The sequence below is a fragment of the Bifidobacterium mizhiense genome, assembly GCF_020884755.1.
Lineage (GTDB): Bacteria > Actinomycetota > Actinomycetes > Actinomycetales > Bifidobacteriaceae > Bombiscardovia > Bombiscardovia mizhiensis.
Map to the genome: position 1 here is coordinate 127,209 of NZ_BPWE01000002.1, position 18,500 is coordinate 145,708.

Consider the following 18,500-nt stretch of genomic DNA (forward strand, 5'->3'; position numbering starts at 1 on the left):
CTCAGACCCGGTGCATCCTGGTGAAGATCTCCTCGCGCTGGCAGCGGATGGAGACCCCGATCTCTTCTCCCAGGGATTCCATCCGCTGGCTCAGCGCGTCAAAATCATCCTTACAGGCAGTGCAGTCCACGATCATCATCATGGTAAAGAAGCCATCCAGAATGGTCTGCGAAATATCCAGTACATTGACCCCCTGCTGGGAGAGGTCTGTACAGACCTTGCCGATGATGCCGATGGCATCCTTGCCCACCACCGTGATGATCGCCTTGTCCATGACCGTCCTCCTCATCCACCTCGCCCTTGACTGGACCCCTGAAAACCGGGACCCCGCTCCCCCAGCTTAGAGGAGCGCCGGGAGAAGCGGGGTCGTAGAGGTCTGCAGTCTGAATTCAGGATTCGCGCGCGGCCGCCGATGATGGCAGGGCGATCAGGGCTCTGGGGGCCTTGAATCCCTTGGAGGCGAATCGTTCGGCTATCTCACGGGCAAGATCGGAGCCCTTGCCGGCATCAGCCAGGGCGATGATGGATCCGCCGAACCCGCCGCCGGTCATGCGAGCCCCATAGGCCCCGCCCTGACGTGCCGCATCCACGGCCTCATCCAACTCCGGGCAGGTGACCTCGTAGTCGTCCCTCAGGGAGTCATGGGAGGCGTTGAACAGGCGGCCGGCTAGGACGTAATCGCCCCTGCCAAAGGCCTCGATAAAGCGGTCCACCCGTCCTATCTCGCTGACCACGTGGCGTACCCGCCTACGCATGGTCTCATCGGGCAGCTGCTCCATCAGGGCAGCCAGGGCGGATGGGGGATCAGCAGCGCCATTGACCTGGTCTGCCGCCTGGCGCAGGTTGGCCACTCCCAGCAGATGTGCAGCCTGTTCGCAGGTGGCCCGCCGCTGATCGTATTGGCCGTCGTTGAGCTGGTGCTGGGCCCTGGTGTCGACCACCAACAGCTCCAGGCCCGCAGCCCGTAAATCGAAAGGAACCTGACGCACGTTGCTCATGGCATCCAGTTCTGGCCGGCAGTCCAGACGCAGGGCGCAGCCGGATCGACAGCGCATGGAGGCGCTCTGATCCATGCCGCCTGTGGAGGCGCCTGCCATATCGTTCTCAGCAGTGATGGCGGCCTGGATCAGCCTGACCCGACCAGCCTCGTCGCCGCCCAGCCCCAGACCGAACAGGTCATCCAGGGCCAGTGCCACGGCACAGGTCATGGCCGCCGAGGAGCTCAATCCGGACCCCACGGGCACACAGGAAGCCAGGGCCAGGTCGAACCCTTGAACCTGAGGGAAGCCATCCCGCTGCAGGGCCCAGGCCACACCTACCGGATAAGCCGCCCATCCGCTCACTCCCCGGGCCTGAAGACCATCCAGATCAGCCTGGACCGGATGCTCCGGATCCATGGTGGAGACCAGACGAACCTGGCTGTCCGTCCTGGGGCTGACGGCCACATAGGTACGGTGAGGCAGGGCGATGGGCAGGCAGAGCCCGGCGTTGTAATCCGTGTGCTCACCGATCAGGTTGACCCGGCCCGGGGCGCTCCAGACGCCCTGGGGATCCCCGCCATAGACCTTTTGGAAGAGCTCCCGGGCCTTGGTGGCCCCCTGGCCGTCCGCACCCTGGGTCCAGGCCTGCATGAATTCCACTGTCGTCGTCATTGATTCTCTCCATTCTCCAGGTCCAGGGGCCCCAGCTGGCGGAAACGGTCGGCGATCCGCTCAGGGGTGGTGTCCGACACCCAGGCAGCCATGCCTGACTCGGATCCGGCAAGATACTTGATTTTGTCCACGGCCCGACGGAAGGAGAAGAACTGCAGGTTGAGCCGGTAGTCCTCCCGCCGCGGATCGTGCAGCGGTGCCTGGTGCCAGGCGGCGATGTAGGGCAGATCCATCCCCTTGCCGTCGCCCTTGTCGAAGAAGGCGTTGCCCCTCTTGAGCAGGGTGGAATACATGACGGCCAGGTCCCAGCGCTCCTGGTCGTTGAGCTGGTCCAGGCTCAGGATCCCGTCGCGGACGGGGGCCACGTGGACTTCCAGGGGCCAGCGGGCGGCCGCAGGCACATAGGCCACCCAGGTGGCGTTGCGGAAGACCACCCGCCGTCCGGAGTCCAGCTCGGCCTTGAGGATATCCGCCAGGAGGTTGCCGCCGGTGCGTTCCCGGTAGTCGGCGCACTGCCTCAACTCCTGCTCCAGCCGGGGGGCGATGAAGGGGTAGCAGTAAATCTGTCCATGGGGATGGGCCAGGGAGACGCCGATCTCCTGGCCGTGGTTCTCGAAGGGGAAGATCTGTTCGATGCCCTCCATGGTCGAGATCTCAGCAGTCCGGAAGGCCCAGGCCTCCACCACCGTCCGCAGACGGGAAACCGGCAGATCGGCAGGCAACGCGTGCTCATCAGGGTCGAAGCAGACCACCTCGCAGCGCCCGTTGGCCTCGCGCACCGGCCAGAGGGGGTTGCCGTCCACCAGGGAGGGCTGGTCGGCCGGCTGCGTATTGGGTACCTGCATCATGGAGGGGAAGCGATTCTCGAAGACCGCCACGTTGTAGTCCACATCGGGGATCTCCCCATCCTGATAGGGATCCCCGGGCTTTCTGGCTGCCAGGGGGTTGCCCTTGGCGGTGGCCTGCGGACCGGCGGTGATGGGCCGGTTCATCCGGGCCGTGGCCATGGGAATCCAGTCGCCGGTCAGAGGGTCCCGGCGCATCTGCGGCGGCTGGAAGGGCACCGTCCTGCCCTCCTGATCCTGATGGGGGGCGAACCGGTCGGTCAGCGGACGAGGATCGTCCAGACGCCTGGTCCTGCGGCCGGAGACATATTCAGGATCATCGTCCAGATAGAAGAACCGGCGCCCGTCGGCCAGCCTGGTGGGGGTGATGCGGATATGCTCCCTGGCATACTCGCCGGGAACATACCGCTGAGGGACATACTGCTCTGACTTCATGCTGCTCCTTCATCGTCCGTGATGATTGACAATCCATGGCAACCAGCTATGGCAACCCGCGCACCCCAGTGTGACCGGCCGTTCATTGAGTCTGATCCTCAGACCCATCGGTGGGTTGAGCCTGGCCTTCCTCGGGGTTGACCGGCACCAACACCAGCCGCTTGACCAGGGAGCGGGTGGCCTCGGCCGACTCCTGGTCCAGCTGGTCGTCGGTGATGACGGTGTCCACCTGGTCGAAGGAGGCGAACAGGGACAGGGAGGTGCAGCTCCACTTGGTATGGTCGGTCAGGATGATGGTCCGGTCGGCGATGTCCATCAGCGCCATATCGGTGGCCGCCTCCAGGGAGTTGGGCATCAGGAAGCCGCGTGGGATGGAGACCGAGTGGGTCCCCAGAAAGACCGTGTTGACCCGCAGGGAGGCGATGACCTTATCCGCAATGGGGCCTACCAGTGAGTTGGACCGGGTGATGACGCCGCCGGTGACGATGACCTCCACGTCCTTGCTCTCCATGGCCTGAACCAGCTCGGCCACGGGGATGGAATTGGTCAGCAGGGTCACGCCGGCACACTGACGGCTCTCCAGGAGGTGCTGGGCGAAGACATAGGCCGTGGTTCCGCCGCCGATGGCGATGACGTCGCCCGGGGAGACATAGTCGATGGCGTGACGGGCGATGGTGTCCTTGAGGCCCATGTCCATCTGCGACTTGACCGAGAAGAGCGGCTCAGCCAGCAGCGAGCTGGTGGTGACGGCCCCTCCGTGGACCCTCTTGAGCAGGCCCTTGTCCGCCAGGTCGGCAATGTCCCGACGGATGGTCATGGCGGAAACGCCCAGCTCCTTGGAGAGGGCGGTGATACGGACTGCGCCACGAGTACGCAACCGGTTCAATATCAGGTGTTGGCGTTGTGACGATATCATTCGAACATTATCGCACACATTCGCCCAAATTGGCAAGCCGACCATAGGACTGTGGTCGCGGTCCAAAAACAGGGGCGAACAATCGATGTTTCTTCGATACCCCGACCATTCTTCCATATGCCAGAGGCCTGCCGCAGCTATTGCAGCAACCTGTCAACCAAGGCACATTCTGTCTTCAAGTCGCCCACAAGGGCCTGCGGGGTCGCCTGAGAAAGCGAACACGATGGCGATGCAATGTCAGTTTCGATGGGTCAACCGTTCAAGTCCCCACAGGGTCACCTGTACCATGGCCTCCAGTACGATCCCGGCATCCATCTTCGAGCTGCCGCGAACCCGCTCCACGAAGACTATAGGCACTTCGACGACGCTCAGACCCATGGCCTGGACCCGACGCAGCATATCCACCTGGAAGACGTAGCCGCTGGAGCGGACCCTTCGCAGGTCGATCCGCCTGAGTACATCCGCTCGATAGACCCGTAGGCCGGCGGTCATGTCACGCACTGAGGATCCCAGGGCGGTGCGGGCATACCAGGATCCCATACGCGAGATCAGGTCCCGATACCAGGGCCAATGTTGGGTGCGGCCTCCGCGCACCCGGCGCGAGCCGATGACCAGATCCGGATGCGCCTCGCCTCGGGCCACCGCCAGCATCCTGGCCAGATCCTGGGGTCGATGGGAGCCATCCATGTCCATCTCGCAGATCAGGCCATAGCCATGCCCCAAAGCCCAGCGGAAACCCTGCACGTAGGCAGGGCCCAACCCGCGGCGGTCATGCCGATGGAGGACGTGCACGCGAGGGTCGCGCTTAGCCATGTCCTCGGCCTTGGCGCCGGTGCCGTCCGGCGAGTTGTCGTCGACGACCAGAACATCGACTTCCGGGCAGCAGGCCAGCAGCTGTGGAAGGGTCACTCCGATATTGTCAGCCTCTTGATACGTAGGCATGACCACAACGGTCCCTGCTCCACCACGAACAGCGTCCATGGCCGCTCTCAGCGTGCGATGCCGTAGGCCCCGCGCCGGTAAGGCTCAGGGTAGGGGGCCTGTTGAGCGGACAGCCCCAGTTTGTAGGCGGCCCTGAGCGGCCAGTAGGGGTCGCGCAGACTGGCTCGACCGATCTCGACCGCATCGGCCAGACCCTTGCGTACGATCCGGTCAGCCTGCCTGGGCTTGGTGATCAGCCCCACCGCTGTGGTGGGAATCAGCACCTGGCTGCGCACCTGGTAGGAGAAGGGCACCTGGTAGTTGGGAGCGGCTGGGATCTTCACGCCTGGCACCAGACCCCCGGTGGAAACGTCAATCAGATCCACCCCGTGCAGCTTGAGCACCTTGGCGGTGCGGATGGTCTCGTCCAGACCCCATCCGCCAGTGGCCCAGTCGGTGGCGGACATGCGCACCAGCAGGGGCATGCCCGAGGGAATGACCTCGCGCACGACATCGGTCACCTGGATCAGCAGGCGCATTCTGCCGGACAGGCCACCCCCGTACTCGTCGCTGCGTCGGTTGATCAGGGGATCCAGGAATTGGGAGAGCAGGTAGCCGTGGGCGGCGTGCAGCTCCACTCCCAGGAAGCCGGCTTGAACGGCTCGCACGGCAGCGGAACGGAAGTCAGCCACAATGGAGGCTATCTGCGCCCGCGAGAGCTGAACCGGGACCGCCATCCTCCCGAAGGCGATGGGGCTGGGGCCCACGGGCTGCCAGCCTCCTTCGGCCACGGGCACGGTGGCGTTGATATAGCCCATGGAGGAACACCCGGAGGAGCCCTTGCGCCCCGAATGATTGAGCTGGACGATGGGGACGGCTCCAGCGGCCTTGACATCCCGGACGATGCCCTGCCAGGCCCTGGTCTGCTCGTCATCCCATAGCCCCACATCGCAGGGAGAGATCCGCCCCTGGGGATTTACAGCCGTGGCCTCCCCGATGACGACCCCGAAGCCGCCTAGGGCCCTGGATACATAGTGCTGATAGTGGAAGTTGGTAGGAACCCCGTCATGCCGCAGGGACGAATAGGTGTCCATGGGAGGCATCCAGATCCTATTGCGGATGTGCTGGTCGCGCAGTTCCATGGGCTGGAAGAGCGCAGGCAGAGCCGTCTCCCGCCTTTTTCCTGATTTTGATTTCCTGGCCTTTTTGACTCTTTTGGCCTTCTTGTCCTTCTTGGACGATTTGATCCCCTTGGCAGCCTTGCCAGTCTTCTTCTTGCCGTCGGCGGCATCCGGCTCAAAGGGCCAGATCGGTTTGGAAACATCCAACCTGCCGGAGCCGCTCACCGGCCCCGGCATCACCTGATCCTCATGAACCCGGCCGTCGGCCCGAGGGGCCTTGTCATCCAGCTCTGAATATTCCTGGACCATCTGTTCCTGCCTCTCCCGGCGGACGGCCGTACCCCTCGTGGTCCCGCCCGTCGACGAATCCCTAATGGTCTCCATTGTAAGCACAGCCTCGCTCGGGTCACAGCCGGAACCCATCAAGCGGATCAGGCCAGGTACTAGTCAGCCGCTTGCACGCTCTGAGTCGCTTCCGAAGTGAGCTCCTCGCTCTCCGGCTCCTGCACGCCTACACCACGGGTCATCTGACGCTGCTGCATCGGAGCCGACTGCTGAGGCTGGACCCCGCCGGTAAAGCGAGCGTCGGGGTTGCCGTAGGAATTATCGGGCTGAATGTTGGCAGCGGCCAGGTAGGTGTTCATGAACTCCTTCCATGCCGGGGTGGCGATGTACATGCCGTACCAAGTGCCCATGGACCGTCCGTTGATGACCTTGCCATTGAAGGAGACCTGACCCTCGGCATTGCCCACAGTGACGAAGGAGGCCACCTGGGGCACGAACCCGCCGGTCAGCATGTACTTGTCCTCATGGGTGCCCGTCTTGGCGAAGGTCTTGCGGCCCCCGTCCAGCTGGGTCACGGCCGCCTCGCCTCCGGGCTGGACCACGCCCTGGTTGAGGGCATAGGCGGTGGTCTCGGCGATGCCCGGGTCGATGGCCTGATGGCAGTTGGCCTTGGGCACCTTGATGGACCGCTTGTTCTTATCGATCACCTTGGTCATGGCGATAGGGCTGCAGGCCACGCCCTTGGCGGCGATGGTGGCGTAGACGTTGGCCATGGTCAGCGGGGAGGCCTGGACCGATCCGATGGTCATGGGCGGCTGGAAGCTGTTGTCTGAGTGGATGTCCATCTGGTCCTTGGGCGAATTGTGGTAGCCCATGTCCTTGGCTGTATCCGCTATGCTGCACAGGCCAATCTGCTGGGCCATGGAGGCCTGGGTGGTGTTGTGCGAGCGGATCAGGCCCTGCAGGGGGCTCTCCGGCGAAGTGGTGCCGCCGCCCGAGTTCTCAACGTGCCAGCTGCCAGTGCCGAATCCATAGGAGGTACCGTCAGCCGTCTTGCAGGCGAAGGCGGTCTGCGGATAGCTGGTAGAGGTGCGCAGGGGCTGGTTGATGGACTTGCCGGCCTTCATCCAGGCCACCAGATTGATGGGTTTCCAGGTGGAGCCCACGGGGAAACCCCAGCCGCCGCCGTCCTGCTGGTCCACTGCATAGTTGATGGCCGTGCGGGTGCCACCGCCAGAGTTCTGGGTGGCGTCGTAAATGCGGTTGATACCGAAGCCCAAAACCTCGCCGGTACCCGGGCGAATGGCCGCCATCGTGACTTCGAAGCCGGTCGGATCATCCACGGGGATGGTGTCGCGGGCCGCCTTCATGGCTGCGGCGTTGGCATTGACGTCCATGGTGGTGTAGATGTCCAGGCCGCCCTCCTTGAGGAGTTTGTTGCGATCCTCCTGGCTCTTGCCGAACTCCTTGGAGTTGAGGATCTGCTTGGTCACGTAGTCACAGAAGAAGGCCGCGTCCCCGGCCGCCTGGCAGCCGGCGTCCGCAGACTGCACATGCAGCATCTGATCCAGCGGCTTGGCCTTGTTCTCCTCATACTGACGCTGGCTGATGTAGTTCTCCTGCCTCATCAGATCCAGGACGATGTTCCGCTGCTCCTGAGCGGCCTTGATATTGACGGTTGGGTCGAAGCGTGCGGGATTCTTGGTCACGGCGGCGATGGTGGCCGACTCGCCCGGATCCAGCTCCTTGGCCGACTTGCTGAAATAGCGCCTGGCCGCCGACTCAACCCCGTAGACGTTGGTTCCGAACTGGGCGATATTCAAGTATCCTTGAAGAATCTCGGCCTTGGAGTACTTCTTCTCCATCTGCACCGCTATCAGCATCTCCCGCATCTTGCGGGCTATGGTCTCCTCCTGGGCGTGATACTCAGCGATGGGGTCGTTGTTTTCCTCGGCCTGGTTCATGAGCACGTTCTTGACGTACTGCTGGGTCAGGGAGGAACCGCCCTGGGTGTCACCCTGCTTGATGTAGGTCTGGATGAAGGCCCTGAGCACGCCCTGGGTATCCACGCCCGCATGCTCGAAGAAACGACGGTCCTCACGGGCCACCACGGCCTTCTGCATGTAGTCGGAGACATCCTTGATGGGTACCACAATCCGGTTTTGCGCGTAGAAGGTGGCGATGACGGTATGCCCGTCGGAGGCGTAAAGGCGGGACTGCTGGGGCAGATCGTTGACGTTGAAGTCGATGTTCTCCGTCTTCAGAGCAGGCATCAGATTCTTGGAGACGGCGTTGATGCCGAAGACTGCGGGGAACAGAAAACCAGAGACGACCACGCCACCTGCGACGCAGAAGATGAGGTAAGCCAGCAGCAGCGTGAAAAAGCGCCTGACCGACATGGATTTCTTTTGTTCGGGCATGGTCTCCATCCTAGGCCGTTGGCTCTACCGGACAGCGGCGTTCACATGCGTGAGCGTCGAATCAGCGGTCCTGGCTGGAAAATGATGATGGTGCGGCCCTTGCGAGAGATCCATCCCCGGTTGGAGAAGTCCATCAGGGCCTTGTTGACGGTCTCCCGTGAGGCACCGACCAGCTGGGCCAGCTCCTCCTGGGTCAGATCGTAAGGGACCATCAGCCCTTGCTCGAAGGGTTCACCAAAGCGTGTGGCCAGATCCAGCAGGGTCTTGGCCAGACGGGCCGGCACGTCCAGGAAGACCAGGTCGGAGATGCGCTCGTTGTCGGTCCGCAGGCGGTGGGCCAACACCTGAAGCATGTCCACAGCCACCTTGGGATGCTGATTGAGCCAGTCAAAGAGGGCATCGTGATCCAGAGCAGCCACCTTGGTCTTATTGACCATGACCACAGCCGAGGCGGTACGCGGCCCGCCGGAGGGGTCAAAGACGGGAATCTCGCCCAGGATCTCCCCACGTCCATGGATACTGAGCAGCTGGATGCGGCGGTCGGGCGACTGGCGAACCAGCTTGACCCTGCCCTCCTCCAGCAGATACATCCGGTGGTCGGTGTCCCCCTGCCGGAAGACCGTGGACCCCTTGGCATAAGTGGACTCGTGCATGGTGTCCAAAAGCTGGTCGGCATCCTGCCTGGGCACCTGTTTGAATAGGGCGGTCTGCCTGAGGGCGTTCCCGTCATCGGGAATCTCGTTGGGCTTGTGAACCGCCATACTCCGCACTCCTTTTCGCCATGTCTGGCGGGTCTGCACCGACTCACGCATGGTTGATGACCTCACGCCGGGTTCGACGCGACTGAGCACGATTATACCCACACACATCAACCCCCTCGCCTGTCATGCAATCTGGGCGGTCCACTCCCCACGGCCGTAGCGCTGCTGGGCCAGGGTGCGGGCCCGTTGCTCAACCTCGGGCGCAGGACTTGATATGCGAAGATCCGACACCAGGGAGGGCAGGGTGTCCAGAAGGGCATCGATCAGAGATTGACGGGTCAGACTGGTCTGCCTGTCGATGGGATCCACCCGGCTTTTGACCGAGTTCACGGCCTTGTCGTGGAATTTCGCCGGGTCCACGTTGAGTACCTGGGCCATCAGATCGGCATCCACCGAGTAGGAAAGGGTGGTGTGGTGGAGCAGTCCGCCCGGTCCGCGGGAGCCTGCCGGCAGTCTGCGCTGGGCGGCGCCCCCCATCTTGCCCCGCGGGGAGGCGATGTCATTCATGCCCTGCCAGCCCGCCTGAATCCCTTGCATGCGCAGACCACGAATCAGCCAATAGTCGCAGATCCGGTAGGAGTCGATCAGGTCGGTCCCCTTGACGAAGTCCAGGGGCAGATAGAGGGAATAGGTGATGGCCCGGTCGGGCTGGATGACCATGGTGCCACCGCCGGTACAGCGGCGAACCAGGGTAAAGCCCAGACTGCGCGCCCGCTCCACGTGGACCTCCCGGCTCAGGGACTGGAAGCGTCCCAGGATCACCGCTGGCGCCGCCCAGTTCCAGATGCGCAGGGTGGGTGGCAGCTGGCCCTGGGCCACGGCATCATTGAGAGCCTGATCCATGGCCATCTGCATGGCCGGCTGACGTGGACGGTCCCTGATCAGGTCCAGCTTCAGGCCAGACCAACGGCGGCGGCATTCGACCTCGTCCGGCTGCGACTGTTGAAAAGACGCCTGGTCGGGCTCCTCGTGCCTGTGGATGACCAGCCCAGACGGCAGGGCGCGCTCCAGTGCAGTCACTAGGGTCCATGGGGACACGCCGACAACCCGTTGGCCATCCCCTTCTGCCATGATCCTGCCCAGCCGCTTCAGAGCCAGACCAGGATCCAAGGGCAGCGGGATACGGCAAATTGCGGATTCCAGCCGGGATACCGGCCCATGATCATCCTCGGATTCACGGGAGGAGGTCGGGGCCGGCTCCGTAAAGAAGTCGCCGTCAATCCTGCAGGAAGTGATGACTGGACGGGAGTCTGGCCCCTGGCCCAAGGCCAGGGTTACGGCCGCAAGTTTACCGCCCATCTGCTTGCCGACGCCGCGCAGAAGGGCCGGATTCAATCCGTCAACTCCCACCCGCGAGCGTCGCGATGCCAGAAGGAGCCGGTTGAGGATGACAGAATCAGGATACCTTCGATCAGCCCCCATATTATGGCGATGGTCGGCCCAATGAAGAAGAAGAGGAACCCGATCAGGGTGAGCATGAGCTGAGCCACACCCCGGCCGGTTCTGCCCAGGTAGAAGTTGCCCACGCCGAAGCAGCCCAGAAAGATGCTGAGCAGTCCGGCTGCCAGCTTGCTGTGCGGAGTGGGTGATATTGGATAGGGACTCCTGCCGCTGGGCATAGCCCCGGGATACCCGCCCTGGGGCATGCCCGGGTAGGGCCAAGGCATAGGAGCCTGCGGCGGATACTGCCCGCCAGGATACTGATTGCCTGGATACTGGCCAGTTGGGTATCGATTGCCCGGGTACCCACTCGGTGGGTACTGGCCAGACGGGTACTGGCCGGGATAGCCCGGTCCCGGTTGATAGGGACTTGGAGGATTCTGGCCCCCAGGATACTGGCCACCGGAATACTGCCCAGCAGGATACTGCTGACCGGTCGGATACTGCTGACCAGCTGGATACCCGGCCGTCGGATACTGACTGGGCCGATAGGGCCCTGCCTGATACGCCCCAGGATATTGTTCGCCCTCCTGAGAGGCAAACGGGTATCCGGCATTGCCCCTCTGCCCTGTCGGATACCCATCATGGGGATACTGACTGGCGGGAAACTGCCCGGTCTGATAGGGGCTCTGGTTCCCCCCGCCGACATCATGGCCAGCTGGATAGCCCGAATCCTGCTGCTGCCCGTCGACTGCATCTGGACCTGACTGGCCCGGCTGGGCTGCTCTGGCATCGGTGTCTCCCCCGGCAGGTTCCTGATGCTCGGGCGGAACCTGTGGGAACGGGGAGGGACCGAAGCCGGGATTCCCTGTCGGCATATCGCTGGACTGCCGGTCATCCGGCTGGGGGGCGTTATCCATAGTCATGCCCTCCAGTCTAGCCGCCATCCGGCCCGATCACAGACGGCTTAGGATATCCCTGCCGATCTGCTCCGTGCTCCGCTGGGTGGAGCCGGAGCGTTCGATGTCATCCTCCACGGCCCGTTCGATGCTGGCCGCCTCGTCCTCAAAGCCCAGATGATCCAGGAGCATCCCGGCCGAGAGAATGGCGGCCGTGGGGTTGGCGATCCCCTTGCCGGCGATGTCAGGGGCGGACCCGTGGATGGGCTCGAACATGGATGGGTAGGTGCCCGAGGCGTTGATGCAGCCGGAGGCCGAGTAGCCCACGCCTCCCACCACAGCCCCCGCCTCGTCCGTAAGGATGTCGCCGAAGAGGTTGTCGGTCACGATCACGTCGAAACGGCTGGGCTCGGTCACCAGGAATATGGTGGAGGCATCGATGTGCAGGTACTCGCGCTCCACATCGGGGTACTCCTGACCCACCTGGTCGACCAGCCGCTGCCACATGTCTCCCGCGTTGGTCAGCACGTTCTTCTTATGAACCAGAGTCAGGCGACGGCGACGCTTCATAGCCAGCTGGAAGGCGTAGCGGATGACCCGTTCCGCCCCGTATGCCGTGTTGATGGAGACTTCGGTGGCCACCTCCTGGGGAGTGCCCCGGCGAATGGAGCCGCCGGCCCCGGCGTAGAGCCCCTCGGTGCCCTCACGCACGACCACGAAGTCGATGTCACCCGGATTGGCCAGGGGCGACACCACGCCCTTGTAGAGCTTGGATGGACGGAGGTTGACATACTGATCCAGCTCGAAACGCATTTTCAGCAACAGTCCCCGCTCCAGGATGCCGGCCTTGATACGGGGGTCGCCGATGGCCCCAAGGAGGATGGCGTCCTGCTGCTTGAGCCGGTCCAGATCCTCGTCGGGCAGAACGGCTCCATCACGCAGGTAGCGCTCAGCGCCCAGGTCGAAGTCCTCATAGCGGATATCAGCCTTGCCTCGGGTCACCTTCTCCAGCACAGCCTGAGCCTGGGGAACGATCTCCTTGCCGATGCCGTCACCGGCAATGACCGCAATGTGATATGTTTTCTGCTTGCTATTTGTCATACCACGAGCATAACGAGCCTGCCAAGGCCCTTTCCCGACCCCGACCGAATCCCGGACAGGCCAGGTTCAGCAGCTTTGAGGGACCATGATGGACAGGCACCAGGCATTCTCGAAGGCCAGCTCCTCCCACTGCCGGTAACGTCCGCTGATGCCTCCGTGGCCTGCCTGGACCTCGATTCTGATCAGCGCATCGGCCCCCACCTGCGGCTCCTGCAGCCTGGCCACCCACTTGAGCGGCTCCACGTAGAGCACCCGGGTGTCGTTCATGGATGTGGTCACCAGGATGGCAGGGAAGTGGTCGCTGCCGAAGAGCCGGCGCCTGCTATCAGCGTCAGGCACGTTCTCGTAGGGCGAGTAGGAGCGCATATACCGGTAGACCTGCTGATCATGCAGGGGGTCTCCCCACTCGTCCCATTCGGTCACGGTCAGCGGCAGGTCCGGGTCCAGGATGCTGGTCAGCGCATCCACGAAGGGCACATCCGCCTCGATGCCGGCATAGAGCTGAGGGGCCATGTTGGCCACGGCCCCCATCAACAGCCCGCCGGCCGACCCGCCGTTGGCCACCGTATGACGCGGATCCGCCCAGCCCTGGGCCTGCAGGGCGGCAGTCACGTCGATGAAGTCCAGGAAGGTGTTGACCTTGTGCAGCCGGCGGCCCTGCTCGTACCAGGCGCGGCCCATCTCCCCGCCGCCGCGCACATGGGGAACAGCGTAGAGCACGCCTCGGTCCAGCAGGCTGAGCCTGCCGGTGGAGAAGCCCGGATCCTGGCTGATCTCGTAGGCTCCATACCCGGTGATGAACATGGGTGCAGAACTGTCCGGATCATGGTCTGGCCAGGGACGGCGCTCGGGATGGTCGGGGGCCTGGATGACCGTGTCATCAGCCCCGGTCCTCCCGCAGGCATCCAGCCCCGGATGCATCCCCCGCCGCCAGACCAGGGAGACCGGCACCAGAGCGCCATCCCTGACACGGACCAGAACCCGACGCTCGGCATAGCGCTCAGGCCGGAAATCACCCAGCACCCGGGCCCGCTTGAGCAATCGGTCCACACCCCGGACCGGATCCAGCTCCCGCAGCTCGGCCGGGGTCCCATAGCTGCCTCGGATGTAGCGCAGCCCTGGGGCCTGGTAGGAGGGGTTGTCTGTGGGGCCGATGCTGTAGAGACGGTCAATACCGTCCATGGCCTGATCGGGCAGGACCTCGCGGAAACGCCAGGGCCGACCCGCCCGCAGATCTTCAAGTGCTTGGTCCTTGGCAATAACAGCCATGTGAGGCAGGCTGTCAGCCCGGTAGGTCAGGACCACGAAGCTGCGGTGGATGCCCAGTCCCTCGATGCCCAGCCCGCGAGCGCCTTGAAGAATGTCGGGATTGCCCGGATCCCGAAAGGGCTTCTCGGGCGGCAGGGATGCCAGGTCTCCGGAGCGCTCGCAGCCGTAGGGGCTGCCCTGAGCCAGCCGCACCCCTTCTCCCAGACGGAAAGGCGGACGGTGGCTGCGCAGATCGATCAGATCCACCTCGAAGTTGGGGTTGTTGACATTGTGGTAGACCACAGCCACCGGCAGGTCCTCCCCTGCCGGACCGGCATCTTCGAATCTGGCCAGGCTGATGTCGTACTCGACCCCCTCCTTGCGGGGGATCAAGGGCACAAACTCGCCCTGCGGATCCTTCAGGTCCAGCATGAGCACCTCGCTGGTGGTCTTGGACCCGGTGGCAATCAGCATGGCGGATTCGTCGTAGCTGAGGCCCAGCCCCACCCAGAAACGCTCGTCGCCCTCCTGGTAGACCAGGACATCCTGGTCGGCCGAAGTGCCCACCTTATGCCGCCAGACCGTGTCCGGACGCCAGGCCTTGTCCAGGCCGGTGTAGAAGACCCATCGGCCGTCGGGGGTCAGCACTGCCCCGGAGGAGACCTGGTCGATCCGATCAGGCAGGTCTCGGCCTTGGGAAAGATCCCGGATGCGCAGGTCGTAACGCTCGTTGCCCCTGGTGTCCAGTCCGTAGAGCATCCATCGACCGTCGGCGCTCAGATCCAGGCAACCCAGGGAGAAAAAGTCGTGGCCTTCAGCCTCGGCGTTGGCGTCGAAGATGACCTCCTCGCCCGGCATGGACCCGGGCGCCGATGAAGTCTGAACCGTTGGAGGATCCCAGTCATCCTGGCCGCGCACCGGCAGACGGCACTGCACCCCGTACTCCTGGCCCTTGAGCGTCCGGGAGAAGTACCAGTAGCCGTGCATCCGTGTTGGCACCGACATGTCGGTCTGCTGCACCCGGTCGGTGAACTCCTTGAGCAGGGTGGCCCGCAGACCCTTCTGGCCGGCCAGCCGTTCCTGGCAGTAGCTGTTCTGGTCGCGCACATAGGCCTTGGTGGCAGGATCCTCCCGGTTGCGCATCCACTCGTAGGGATCTTCGAAGTGATCCCCATGGAAGCATCGATCAGCGGGACGGCGTTGTGCACGAGGAGGCGCGGGATTGACGGCCGAAAAACTCATGGGGCGATTATATTCTGGCGCGACGACGCAGATAGGGCAGCAGGGTTCGCATCAGGTTGGCGCCCGTGGTCCCGTAGAAGACCGGCACCTGCGTCACCGGCATCGGCTGGGTGGCCGTGCGCTTGAACAAGGATCCCAACCCGGTCTCCTGGGGGCTCAGCTGGCGGATGCCGATGGCCGAGACCCGGTCCGGATATTGGCGCACCACCTGGGCGAAGGTGGCGGGGTCGCTCTGCCCGTCATCGCCCATGAGCACGAAGCGCATCCGAGGGAAGTCGGCCATGAGCTGGTGGATGAACTCCATCTTGTGCTGCACGATGGAGGGCACGAAGGTCTTGGGCCTGGGATCCAGATCCCGCAGCAGCAGGGGGCCGGCCGGAAAGCCGTGGTCGCGAATGAAGCCGCGTATGGACCCTTCCACATTCCAGGGCGAGGCCGACAGGTAGAAAAAGGGCATCCGGGGATCCAGGTCGCGGATGCGGTTGTAGAGCACGGCCATGCCCGGCACCGAGGACCTGCGGTGCGGATTTGACAGGAGCAGGTTCCAAGCAGCCTTCCAATGATTGGGCACCTGGCTGATCATGATGGTGTCGTCCACGTCGGATATGACGCCAACCGGCGTTTGGCCTGGCACGATGTACAGCGGCGCGTCCACAGGCCTGCGGCCCCGCACCTGGTAGGAGACCCGGTGCACGCCTGGGGTCAGCCGATGCTCGGCCACCAGATCCAGGTAGCCCGATCGGTCGGAGAAGACCGCATCCGCGCTCAGGCTGCGGCTGGGATCGACGGCATCGTAGACCGAGGAATCGCCCACCTGAACCCTCCCGATGGCGGTGCTGTCGATGGCCAGCCTGACCCTGGTCCGGGGCGCGGGTACGGTCAGCAGACCGCGAATGCCTCGGATGGCCGGATCCTCGCGTCTGCGGCCGTCAGTCAGGATAGTGCGACAAATCAGCCGGGAGTATGACTCGGTACCATAACCCACATAGGGTTGGACGTCGGCCGACCAGCCCATGCGGCCGGTCATATTGATGGACAGCCCCACCCAGAGGTCGAAAGCGCCCGTTACCAGATGCCTCAGCAGACGCACCGGAGCAGGTCTGCTCTCGATGCCCTCCCCAGGCGCGGCTGAATCGAAGGTGGTGCTGACCGATCGGACCCGCAGGGGCCCTCCGTCACGGCCGGATCGCCTGGTCATGCCCAAACCGTCAGTTCAGGCTCTTCAGCAGCTGACCGTACTCCTCGGCGCTCATCAGATCGGGCTCGTCATCCTCCAGGTCGATCTTGGCTATCCAGCCCTCCCCATATGGGTCTGAATTGATGACCTCAGGATCGTCCGAGGCCGCCCTGTTGACGTAGGCGATGGTGCCCGCCACTGGGCAGACCACCGGCTCCACCGCCTTGGAGGACTCAAGCTCGATGACCTCGTCGCCGGCATCGACGTGGGTGCCGGTCTCAGGCAGATCCAAAAATACCAGGTCTCCCAACTGATCCGCCGCATACTCGGTCACGCCCATAGGCGCAGGAGACTGACTGGGGTCGATCCAGACGTGATCCTGGGAATACCGCAGGTGGTCGGGCACGTCCAAACGGGAGGTTCCATCACTGTGTTCATCGCTCATGGTTCCAGCCTACTCGACCGTCTGCCGCGACAGGTGCATCTACCGGGCCGGACCCGGCGGAACCTGCCCCTCCACCTTGACCATGGTCCCGGCCGGGGCGTTGTCGTAGATCCACTTGGCATCCTGCTCGTACATATTGATGCAGCCGTGGGATCCGTAGTGGGTGGGGTCGCCCTTGGCGATGCCCCCGTAGTTCCAGTCGGCCGTGTGGAAGCCCTCGCTGCCGTTGTAGTAGGAGACCCATCTGACATTGGGCGAGACGTAGCCGGGGCCGCGCATGGTCTGGACAGTGTAACGCACATTGATGAAGAAGGTGCCTGTATCTGACCAGTCGCCGTCGTAGGGGCTGCCCGAGCAGATGGGGAAGGTCTTGACCTCGGTGGTGCCATGGTAGGCGGTGGCGGTCTGATCGCTCAGGTTGACCCGGATCCAGATGTCGCCGTCAGGCACGTCATAGCGGGCCACACGCGTCTGCTCTTTATGCGGGGTGACCTCGGCACGCGCCTGGACAGGGTTCGTGTCACCCTGGACCAGGGCCTTGACGACCAGATCAGCTGTGGCGGGTACATCCGAAACCCGAACCCCGTCCACACCCTTGGTGGTCTCGGCTACCACTTCGCCCTTGGTGTTCTTGACGTTGACGGCGGTGACCATATCCCGATCCAGATGCCGGGCCAGCTCCTGGTCCAGATACTGCTGGATGGCCTGCCGATCGAAGCCCAGCTCCATGGTCCCCTTGCCGAGGTCTGTCACCGGCTTGACCCAGGTGGCCACGGTGGCGGCCGGAACAGTCATGACATCGTCATCGGTCCCCTTGATGACCAGATCCTTGGCCAGCCGTTGATTGGCTTGAGCAGCCACCTGATTGGCGGTATCCAGACTGATGGGCATGCCCACGTCCTTGTAGACCAGCCCAACGGCCAGCCGCCTGCCGGGCTTGTCTATCAGGGAGGAGACAGCATTTTGCACACGGCCCAGCTCGGGCCCCTTGCCGCCACGCCCCTCCTGGGCCCTGAAAGCGTGAGCGCCGGAATCAAAGACGATAGTGGAGGGAACGGAACGGTCCTGGCGGTCGATGAAGTGCTCGGTCAGATACTTATTCATGGCCAGTTGGTCCTGCTCGGCCACCAAGGGTACAGATTCGCTATGGAAAGGGTTGAGCCGGGAAATACCTGCGGAGCCCTTGGCAGTCATGACCCTTGTGACCGTGGCATCCTGATCCACGCTCACACCCAAATCCTTGAGCCCAGCCCGCGCGGAGGCCCCTTCGCCTTTAAGCTCCACCTGGGAGTCACGCACCTGCTGTTTGACGATCTGACGGACTTGGTCGCTGGTCCGGCCCATCATCATCTTTCCGCCCAAGGTGACGCCGGGAGCCACCCGATCACGGAAGAAGGCACGGGCGCCGAACCAGCACCCTACCAGAAGCAACACAGCCAGAAGTAGCAGGGCGAGGATGGTACGCCCCCGATGACGGCTCGACTGGGCTTCGTGGGCGGGACCTGCGCCCAGTGCCCGATTCGCTTGCTTATCAGCGGACAGGTCCACAGGGTCGGGCCCGTCGCCCGTCGTCGGCGGCATGGTCACAGTTTCGGCCTGGTCGACGTCCGAGATACGAGGCTCTTCTTGCCCCTCCATGGCCATAGCACACC

The 18,500-nt window shown here is 63.7% G+C and carries 15 protein-coding genes; all 15 read right to left on the reverse strand.

Translation table 11 applies throughout. From position 1 onward, the window contains the following. Position 1 precedes the first annotated feature (1 nt). Positions 2-274 carry an ACT domain-containing protein gene (locus LPC22_RS04040; protein ID WP_024627463.1) on the reverse strand — a complete coding sequence of 91 codons (273 nt, stop codon included), beginning with the start codon at positions 272-274 and terminating at the stop codon, positions 2-4. Between the two features lie 115 nt (positions 275-389). Further along, positions 390-1,652 carry a galactokinase gene (gene galK / locus LPC22_RS04045; RefSeq protein ID WP_373312888.1) on the reverse strand — a complete coding sequence of 421 codons (1,263 nt, stop codon included), beginning with the start codon at positions 1,650-1,652 and terminating at the stop codon, positions 390-392. Then, positions 1,649-2,932, reverse strand: coding sequence for a galactose-1-phosphate uridylyltransferase (galT, locus tag LPC22_RS04050; RefSeq protein ID WP_229132534.1), 1,284 nt, complete (start codon positions 2,930-2,932; stop codon positions 1,649-1,651). The genes galK and galT overlap by 4 nt, the downstream gene beginning before the upstream one ends. Before the next feature lie 82 nt (positions 2,933-3,014). Then, on the reverse strand, positions 3,015-3,866 hold the full coding sequence (locus LPC22_RS04055) for a DeoR/GlpR family DNA-binding transcription regulator (protein ID WP_082067561.1): 852 nt from the start codon (positions 3,864-3,866) through the stop codon (positions 3,015-3,017). Between the two features lie 219 nt (positions 3,867-4,085). Next, positions 4,086-4,790, reverse strand: a complete 705-nt coding sequence (locus LPC22_RS04060; RefSeq protein WP_229132536.1) for a polyprenol monophosphomannose synthase — start codon at positions 4,788-4,790, stop codon at positions 4,086-4,088. A gap of 47 nt (positions 4,791-4,837) precedes the next feature. Beyond that, positions 4,838-6,199 carry an NADH:flavin oxidoreductase/NADH oxidase gene (locus LPC22_RS04065; protein WP_229132538.1) on the reverse strand — a complete coding sequence of 454 codons (1,362 nt, stop codon included), beginning with the start codon at positions 6,197-6,199 and terminating at the stop codon, positions 4,838-4,840. Positions 6,200-6,333: 134 nt separating this feature from the next. Next, positions 6,334-8,595 carry a transglycosylase domain-containing protein gene (locus tag LPC22_RS04070; RefSeq protein WP_229132540.1) on the reverse strand — a complete coding sequence of 754 codons (2,262 nt, stop codon included), beginning with the start codon at positions 8,593-8,595 and terminating at the stop codon, positions 6,334-6,336. Between the two features lie 41 nt (positions 8,596-8,636). Then, positions 8,637-9,356, reverse strand: a complete 720-nt coding sequence (locus LPC22_RS04075; protein ID WP_024627458.1) for a Crp/Fnr family transcriptional regulator — start codon at positions 9,354-9,356, stop codon at positions 8,637-8,639. A 123-nt stretch (positions 9,357-9,479) separates the two neighbouring features. Beyond that, positions 9,480-10,778 (reverse strand): lipoate--protein ligase family protein, encoded by a 1,299-nt coding sequence (locus LPC22_RS04080; RefSeq protein WP_229132542.1) that lies wholly within the window; start codon positions 10,776-10,778, stop codon positions 9,480-9,482. Further along, positions 10,688-11,662, reverse strand: coding sequence for an NINE protein (locus tag LPC22_RS08470; protein ID WP_373312889.1), 975 nt, complete (start codon positions 11,660-11,662; stop codon positions 10,688-10,690). The genes LPC22_RS04080 and LPC22_RS08470 overlap by 91 nt, the downstream gene beginning before the upstream one ends. 30 nt (positions 11,663-11,692) lie before the next feature. Beyond that, complete coding sequence (locus LPC22_RS04090) at positions 11,693-12,736, reverse strand: 3-isopropylmalate dehydrogenase (RefSeq protein ID WP_045923997.1); 1,044 nt, start codon at positions 12,734-12,736, stop codon at positions 11,693-11,695. Positions 12,737-12,802: 66 nt separating this feature from the next. Then, positions 12,803-15,226 carry a S9 family peptidase gene (locus LPC22_RS04095; RefSeq protein ID WP_229132544.1) on the reverse strand — a complete coding sequence of 808 codons (2,424 nt, stop codon included), beginning with the start codon at positions 15,224-15,226 and terminating at the stop codon, positions 12,803-12,805. A 7-nt stretch (positions 15,227-15,233) separates the two neighbouring features. Beyond that, positions 15,234-16,424, reverse strand: coding sequence for an App1 family protein phosphatidate phosphatase (locus LPC22_RS04100; protein WP_229132546.1), 1,191 nt, complete (start codon positions 16,422-16,424; stop codon positions 15,234-15,236). A gap of 10 nt (positions 16,425-16,434) precedes the next feature. Then, a complete protein-coding gene (gene gcvH, locus LPC22_RS04105; protein WP_024627451.1) occupies positions 16,435-16,848 on the reverse strand; it encodes a glycine cleavage system protein GcvH in 414 nt (137 codons plus the stop codon). 39 nt (positions 16,849-16,887) lie between these two features. After that, a complete protein-coding gene (locus LPC22_RS04110; protein ID WP_229132548.1) occupies positions 16,888-18,492 on the reverse strand; it encodes a L,D-transpeptidase family protein in 1,605 nt (534 codons plus the stop codon). Positions 18,493-18,500 lie beyond the last annotated feature (8 nt).